The following is a 6,579-nucleotide window of genomic DNA, read 5'->3' on the forward strand; positions in this document are numbered from 1 at the left end:
TCGACCCGCCGGCGCACGGATCTTCAATTCGCGATCGACTTGAACGCATTTCGCTCGAACGGCGAAAGCCCCCTGATATAGCGATGCACAGTACTCTCTGAGCGATGGCCAGTCTGCCGCTGAATAGCCCACGTCGGTACACCAGCCCTTGCCGCGGCGGTCACCAAACCCGAGCGCAGACTGTGCGCCGAGAACCCATTCGGATCGAGCCCGCAGTCGCGCATCCGTCGCCGCACCACACCACCAACTGCCGCCCCGCCCAACCCGTTTCCTGGGCGTCCATATCGATCGACCCTCCGAAAGAGCGGCATCGCTTCCATTTCCTCCTCGCGCCCCAGCCCACGCAGCCGCTGAATCCAGGCCTGTAATAGCTTGACCGGGCACATCCGCCCCGGCCCATGTGGCAGCGCCACCACCCTGCCCTTGCCCTGCTGATCGGTCTTCGAGCGCACCAACGTCACTGTCACGCCCTCGGCATCGAAGACGAGGTTCTCGAGCTTCAGCCTCGCCAGTTCCGACCTCCGAAACCCTCCCGCAAATCCCACCACCAGCACTGTCCGATCTCGCAGATCCCGCACAGGGTCTAGTTGCCTCTGCGGCTTGGCGAGCACTCGCAGCATCTCGATGCTGATGGGCTTGGCTTGCCTTTGCGCCGAGCCATGCACCCGTCGGATCCCCCGCATGGTGGTCTGTACCAGTTCCGCTCGCGTGGGCGACGGCTTGCCAATGGTCGTGTGCGCGCTGGCAATTGCAGCCAACCTCCGGTTCAACGTGCTCGCTTTGACCTTGCCAGCGAAGGCCGCCAGATACCGCGCCACCATGGCCGGCGTGGCAGGGATCCTCCCACCCCAGTTCCGGAAATGCCTCAGGTCTCCGGCATAGGCCCGCCGCGTGCTCTCGGCCACCGAACTGACGACGTAGTGGTTGAACTTGGCATTGGCCGTCGCAGACTTGCGCGCAACGGACGCGCCCTTTGACGAATCGATCCGAACCTTCTTCATGGTATTGCTCGCTTTGAGTTAATGTTCTTGGTTCTTGAGAATGAGCAACGCCCGCGTCAGCGGGCGTTGTCTAGAGAAGCCATGGGAATGCCCATGGCCAAGGTGCAAGGTGATCTACTGGAGACGCGTGTGTGCTCGCGCCGTGCTCACCACCACCGTCAGATACGCAGTCAGGCCTCCCACGGCCGGCCGACTGCGCAGCCGGATGGTCAGGTGCATCGCGCCCGCCCCCAGCGCCTCGCCCAGGCTGCGCCCCAACCCGCGCACCACGCGCACGGTGAGCTGGTACTCCGAAGGCACCCACAACACTAGGACCGCGCCCAGTGCCTGCTCAAGCCAGACCCCGCGATGCCTGAGCTCCTCCAGAACCGCCACCATCGCCGCATCCAACTGCGCGGGCTCGTCCAGCGGCTGCGTAAAGAGTTCCAACTGCACCTGGCCGAAGTCCAGGGTTTCAACGACATCCGAGTGGTCCCAAGCGGCCTCCAGGGCCGACAAGCCCTCCAGCACCGAGCGCTGCAGCGCCACATAAAACCATTGCAAGGGCGCCAGCTCGGCGGGCTCGCTTAGGCTCGCGATATCAATGCGCGCATCGATCGACTCGCAGAGGATGCCGAGCATCGACTCGCTCTCCGGCGGTGGATGATTGTGGGCTTCGAGCACGATGCCAATGACATGGACATCCTGGCCCCACATGCGCCAGACCAGCAGCATGGCCGCTTCGATCTCGGCGGGTGTGACGTCAAAGCCAAAGGCCATGCACAGGATGCACGCGTCCTTGAGGTCGACCTGCTCGACCAGGGCATCGACTTCGCCTTTGTCGACCTCGAGGTAGACCGGCTGCTGCTTCAGAAGATCCGCCAGCGGCGTATGCAGTGGTGCATCGATGCGGGCGTGAAACTGCTGAACAAAGCGCCGGCCCGAGGCCCCGATCCCGATCAAGCGGACAGCCGTGGTCGGCCCGCTGTCGGCGGGCGTGTGAAGAACATTCATTGGGGTTACCTGTGACGCCGCGCGCAAGCACGCACGGCGGGAAAAAGAGAAGGAGAAGAAACAGCAAAGGCGCCGGACCGGCCTTGGTGGCCAGCACGGCGCCTTCGCGAAGGGCTGTGGTCAGCGACGCGCTGTCGCTACGTCATGAACATCGCCTTCAGCACTGGCTGTCCAGGCTCTCGGCCGTGAAGTTCTTGCCTTCGGTGCGCACGAGCTCACGCAAGCACACCGGCGTCTTGCTGCTGATGGTTCGGTCGAGCAATGCGTAGTCCATGCGGCGCATTTGCCCGGCCTGCATCCAGACCGTGTTGCCCTTACCGGTATGCAGGCACACGGCTTCGTCACCACAGGCCTCGTACTTGGTGATCAGCGACATCACGCTTTCTGGCCCCGTCCCCGCGGGTGCTGCAACGGGTGCCGGAAGAGTGGAGGCTGATGGGGCGGACGGCACAGGCTGAACCGCTACCCCCTTTACCTTGGCCGCAGCTTCGGCTTCGGCCGCGCCCGGGCGGCAGTCTTCCAACTGGCCCTTGTCATCACGCAGCGTGGACCACACTGAGTACGCGAACACGTCGGCATCTGAGGTCTTCTTCAGCCCGATCAAGCACACACGCGCACCAGCAGTCAGGTTGCTGCGGGTCTTCTCACGAGATTCGTCGGTCGTGTTCGGTCCGGCCTTGATCATGTACAGCACGCTGCCCATGAGGTCATCGGCCTGCCCAACAAAGCAGAAAGCGTCTTGCCGACGGCAAAATTCGGGGTCCTTTTCCCACTTGAAGCCATCGATGGTGACCGCCCTTCGCCAGTTGCCAGTGGCGGCCAGTCGGTCGATCTCTATTTGCTTTTGCTGCTGCTCTTTGGCCGCCTGGGCTTTTGATTCAGCATTGCTCTTGGCTCGTTGATCCGTGAAGGCCGCCACGCGCAAGTACTGGATCGAGCCGTCGACATCCACGTTGGTGCTGGCCACATACTCGTTGCTACCCTCCTCCTTTTGAACCTGGTAGGTCAGGGATTTGCGTATAGGCTCCTGAGTCAGCGGGACCGCGTTGCGCTGTTGGAGATAGAGCACTTCATTGCGGACGATGTCGGGGTACAGCGCATCTCGCCGCCCCGAAAGCATCGCAAGAGCACCGAACAAGCTGGGATTCGGGTTGGAGATGAACTCGTTCATCTGCGCCACCCTGTCGGGCTGAATTTGCATGACGAAGGTGGTCTTGCAGCTGCGCAGCTTGAGCTTGTCGTCGTAGGCCGTCACCGTTGGCGTTTCGAGCGTGAAGGAGGCTAGATCCTTGCTTTTCGACGGGTACTGCTTGAGGTGGGCGTCGTGAGCCTTACCCACCATCTCAAGGATCATGCTGGTCACCTTGGGATCGTTGCAGGCTGGAGCTTCGGGGCCGCAGGCAGCCAGCAAGGCAGTCACTAGAACGACTAGAGGGGCTACACACAGCCGGCGCTTGGCCATGCTCAAAATTTCGGTGACCGAATCACGTTTCGGTCTTGCATCTACCGTGGTCATCAAAGCTCCAGAAGAAAAAAGGATTGAGTGCGCGAACACACTTTACGTTTGGTTTTCATTTAGTTTGCCAGAAGCCGTCTCATAACAAAACGGATAGTTTGTGTACTCTTAGTGTGGAAGACTGAAAACTTGGGCGCATGCCCCGAGTCGTTGCAAACAAGCCCCAGCCGTTGGACCCTGCGTCCAGCAAAGAGCTGGAGCGTCTGCAGCAGACCTTTGGCGAGCACCTGCGAGCCGTGCGTCACAACCGCCTCATCACAATCGAGCAACTCGCAGAGTTGTCTGGCTTACACCCGAACTACGTTGGTTCCGTTGAACGCGGTGAGCGCAACTTGTCGCTCTTCAACATCTGGCGATTAGCCGGAGGGCTCGATATCTCCGTCTCCCAATTGATGGAACCGCTGCCCAAGCGAGCGATCAAGCGCGTCCGCCGTTCCAGCTAGCTGCTCTGCTTGCGCCTATCGGCGTGCCAGCCCATCAAACGACGGTGGCAGGCCTCGAGCTAGTACTCCTCTGGGAGCAGCAGTGTTGTGACGCTGCGATCTGCTTCGGTGATCAGCCAAATACGATCGCCGCTCAGATCTGCTTGGATCGGCACGTCGCCCTTCTCGCCTGCCGCTCTCAGCGGAAGGCGATAAACAGAGAGCACGCGCGAACCGTGGGTGACAGCGTCTTCGTTGGTCTGCGCGTCTTCTGGATCGCACTCACCCCAGTCGCCGGTGACATGACGGCCCAAGAGCGCGAACGGGTTGGTCTCCGTTCGCTGCATGAGTTCGATGGCGCCAGGTGTGGCGACAACGCGGCCAAGCGCGAAACGCGGCTCGCTGTCGGGGTTGATGTAGCCGTACAGAAAGTTCTTCATGGTTGAGTGCTCAAAGTGACGCGCCCATGCGGCGGCGCACCTGGCCTGCGGGGCGAGGTGTGCGTGCTTGAGGGGCGCAGGGTTTACGGGAAGAAAAACGGCCGCAGTGGCCACCGGGAAAACCGGCGCCTATTGCGGCTGCTTGCTGCAGGCAGCGGGGCTACCTGATGCGGGTAGCGGCTAGCCTAGCTTTCGCCGGCAGGCCTACACCCGTAAACCAATTTTACACCAAATTTGGACTTTTTGTCCAATACTGGACATATTTCCCGGATTCACCCCCTGAGTTCGATGCTGTAAATCGAGGGACGGCAACCCGGCTACGGCATCGAGCTAGGCCTAATGGACACCAAGGACGACGAGTGGCAGCGCTCAACTAAATGTGGGCAAAAACATGGGTAGCCCAGCGTACGGCCGCGGCAAAGTGGCGTCCCAAGCAAAAAGCCCCAGTAACAGGGGCTGTTACTGGGGCTTGAGTTTGGAGGAGAAGGAGGCCAATGCGCCAAACCTCGCTATTAGCGCCCTCTGCTGGCTAGCACGCCGGTGCAACAAGGGCAATTTGCTCAGACATGGGCGGGCCACTTCGGCGAGACCTAAACAGGCTGCAGTGCACGCAAGCCGATCGATGCAGCCCAGGTCAACTCGGGCACCCATGCACATCACTGGACCAGCGCGATTTAGGGCACCGGAAGGGCACGGGCAGTAAAAATGACAAAGGGGTTAGCAACTACTACGCTGCTAACCCCCGTCAATACTGGTCGTGTGAAACCGATCTAAAGATGGCTGGTAGCCCGCATGAATGCTCGCTTTAGTCAATTCGAAAAGACTTTTGTACCCCCTTTTGTACCCCTACTGCGCTTTCCAACCTGGAAGAGATCGACACAGCCGTCGAATACGAGCAGACGGGCGGGCACAATGCTTGCCGGCGATTCAATGATCGGGTGCAGCGTCTGTGTCGGTCTGCGGGAGACGATCCGTCCGATGCCCACCTCCGATATCTATGCGGCGATTGCCGCAAAGAGGCATTGGGCCTTCAAGGCGAAGCAACCGCTGCGGGTGCCACTCCAGCAGTTCAGACGATACGCGATCGCCCTTGAGACCACCACCAATCCAATCCTCAGGTAATCGGCCCACGAGGGAAGAGCAGGTACTTGGTCCAGTGGACCTCTCGACCATAGACATCATTGTTGGGCGAAGCGATCATCGAAACTTGGAAGCCCCCTCCCGCTGTCAGTTCGGGCAACCTGCCTGACTCCGCGCTGAAAAAGATCCGTCCATCTTCCAGACGAGTGCTGCGAATGCTGATCACGACGATACCGGTCGGCTTGACCAGTTGGCGGAGGACCTCGACGGCCTCCTCCCGCCGATCTGGCGGGATGTGCATCCAGACGGCGCTGACTAGGATAAAGTCGTATTTTGAGCGTCCGCCTTTCAGCACTTCGTGCAACGGGGGGAGCGTATCGTCGATCCAACGTATCGGTAGTCCGGAATGGGCTAAGGACGCACGTTTTCGCAGCTGCGAGCTTGGCTCGACGGCGGTGACAACACATCCACGCTGAGCTAAATAGGCCGCATCACGACCAGAGCCAGCCCCAATGTCCAGACACATCCCGCCAGCCGCTGGCAGATGCTTGAGCAGATCCCCATGAACACGTTCAAAAGGGACGGATTCGTATCTGTCAAACAGTACATCGGCACGTTCGTCATAGTATTCGACGACCTCGCGCAGCCACGGGGATCCAGCGCTGGTCATTTAACGTTGGCCGCCTCAGAAGCCGGAGCGGTCGGCGCTGACGTCGAGGCTTGAGGGGGCTTGTTATTTGACAGCGTCGGAGCTGCGCTGGCAGCCGGCGATGCAGCCGGTGCAGATGCGCCAGCTGGCACAGATGGCCCATCTGCCCCCTTTCTCATCCGCTCGCGAACCGCGTAGTGTTCTACCTGCCCAGGCTTGTAGGCGCCGACGATGCTAACTGCGGCGGCGCCAATCAGTAGGACGGACCAGAGCGAAACAACCAGGTATCGGAAGCGCCCGTTCTTCGGCGCTTCATCGACTCGAGCTTTGCGTTCGCTAGCCTCGTACGCCAGCTGAAAATCTAGGGAACATCTGATCAAGTCCACGGATGGCCGCTCTGAACGTTGATTACGCATGCTGAATGAAGGAGCGCCAACGATGAGCCAGATCAGTTTTTCGGATGCCGAGCATGCAGGCA

General features: G+C 60.4%; 6 protein-coding genes. 1 reads left to right on the plus strand and 5 read right to left on the minus strand.

Translation table 11 applies throughout. The annotated features are described in order from the left end of the window. Positions 1-23 precede the first annotated feature (23 nt). The 3 genes from ACSFBF_RS08495 to ACSFBF_RS08505 all read right to left on the minus strand — a co-directional run bounded on the left by ACSFBF_RS08495 (position 24) and on the right by ACSFBF_RS08505 (position 3,510). A complete protein-coding gene (locus tag ACSFBF_RS08495; RefSeq protein WP_435465857.1) occupies positions 24-1,001 on the minus strand; it encodes a tyrosine-type recombinase/integrase in 978 nt (325 codons plus the stop codon). Between the two features lie 114 nt (positions 1,002-1,115). Next, complete coding sequence (locus tag ACSFBF_RS08500) at positions 1,116-1,994, minus strand: hypothetical protein (protein ID WP_435465858.1); 879 nt, start codon at positions 1,992-1,994, stop codon at positions 1,116-1,118. A 157-nt stretch (positions 1,995-2,151) separates the two neighbouring features. After that, complete coding sequence (locus tag ACSFBF_RS08505; protein WP_435465859.1) at positions 2,152-3,510, minus strand: hypothetical protein; 1,359 nt, start codon at positions 3,508-3,510, stop codon at positions 2,152-2,154. 137 nt (positions 3,511-3,647) lie between these two features. On the opposite strand from ACSFBF_RS08505, the gene ACSFBF_RS08510 reads away from it, so the two are divergent. Beyond that, positions 3,648-3,953 (plus strand): helix-turn-helix domain-containing protein, encoded by a 306-nt coding sequence (locus ACSFBF_RS08510; RefSeq protein WP_435465860.1) that lies wholly within the window; start codon positions 3,648-3,650, stop codon positions 3,951-3,953. A 59-nt stretch (positions 3,954-4,012) separates the two neighbouring features. On the opposite strand, the gene ACSFBF_RS08515 is transcribed toward ACSFBF_RS08510, so the two are convergent. After that, the gene (locus tag ACSFBF_RS08515) at positions 4,013-4,372 is read right to left on the minus strand and encodes a type I restriction endonuclease subunit M (RefSeq protein WP_435465861.1); all 360 of its coding nucleotides are present in this window, start codon (positions 4,370-4,372) and stop codon (positions 4,013-4,015) included. 1,114 nt (positions 4,373-5,486) lie between these two features. Continuing rightward, entirely contained in the window at positions 5,487-6,122 is a 636-nt protein-coding gene (locus tag ACSFBF_RS08520; RefSeq protein WP_435459437.1) for a class I SAM-dependent methyltransferase, read from the minus strand. Between the last annotated feature and the right edge of the window lie 457 nt (positions 6,123-6,579).

It is taken from the genome of Variovorax nivicola, from assembly GCF_051216475.1.
Taxonomy (GTDB): Bacteria; Pseudomonadota; Gammaproteobacteria; order Burkholderiales; family Burkholderiaceae_C; genus Variovorax.

Bases quoted from the DNA above. Each gene is read 5' to 3' on its own strand.
- ACSFBF_RS08500 (WP_435465858.1), bottom strand. From the start codon at position 1,994: ATGAATGTTCTTCACACGCCCGCCGACAGCGGGCCGACCACGGCTGTC.
- ACSFBF_RS08505 (WP_435465859.1), bottom strand. From the start codon at position 3,510: ATGACCACGGTAGATGCAAGACCGAAACGTGATTCGGTCACCGAAATT.
- ACSFBF_RS08520 (WP_435459437.1), bottom strand. From the start codon at position 6,122: ATGACCAGCGCTGGATCCCCGTGGCTGCGCGAGGTCGTCGAATACTAT.
- ACSFBF_RS08510 (WP_435465860.1), top strand. From the start codon at position 3,648: ATGCCCCGAGTCGTTGCAAACAAGCCCCAGCCGTTGGACCCTGCGTCC.
- ACSFBF_RS08495 (WP_435465857.1), bottom strand. From the start codon at position 1,001: ATGAAGAAGGTTCGGATCGATTCGTCAAAGGGCGCGTCCGTTGCGCGC.
- ACSFBF_RS08515 (WP_435465861.1), bottom strand. From the start codon at position 4,372: ATGAAGAACTTTCTGTACGGCTACATCAACCCCGACAGCGAGCCGCGT.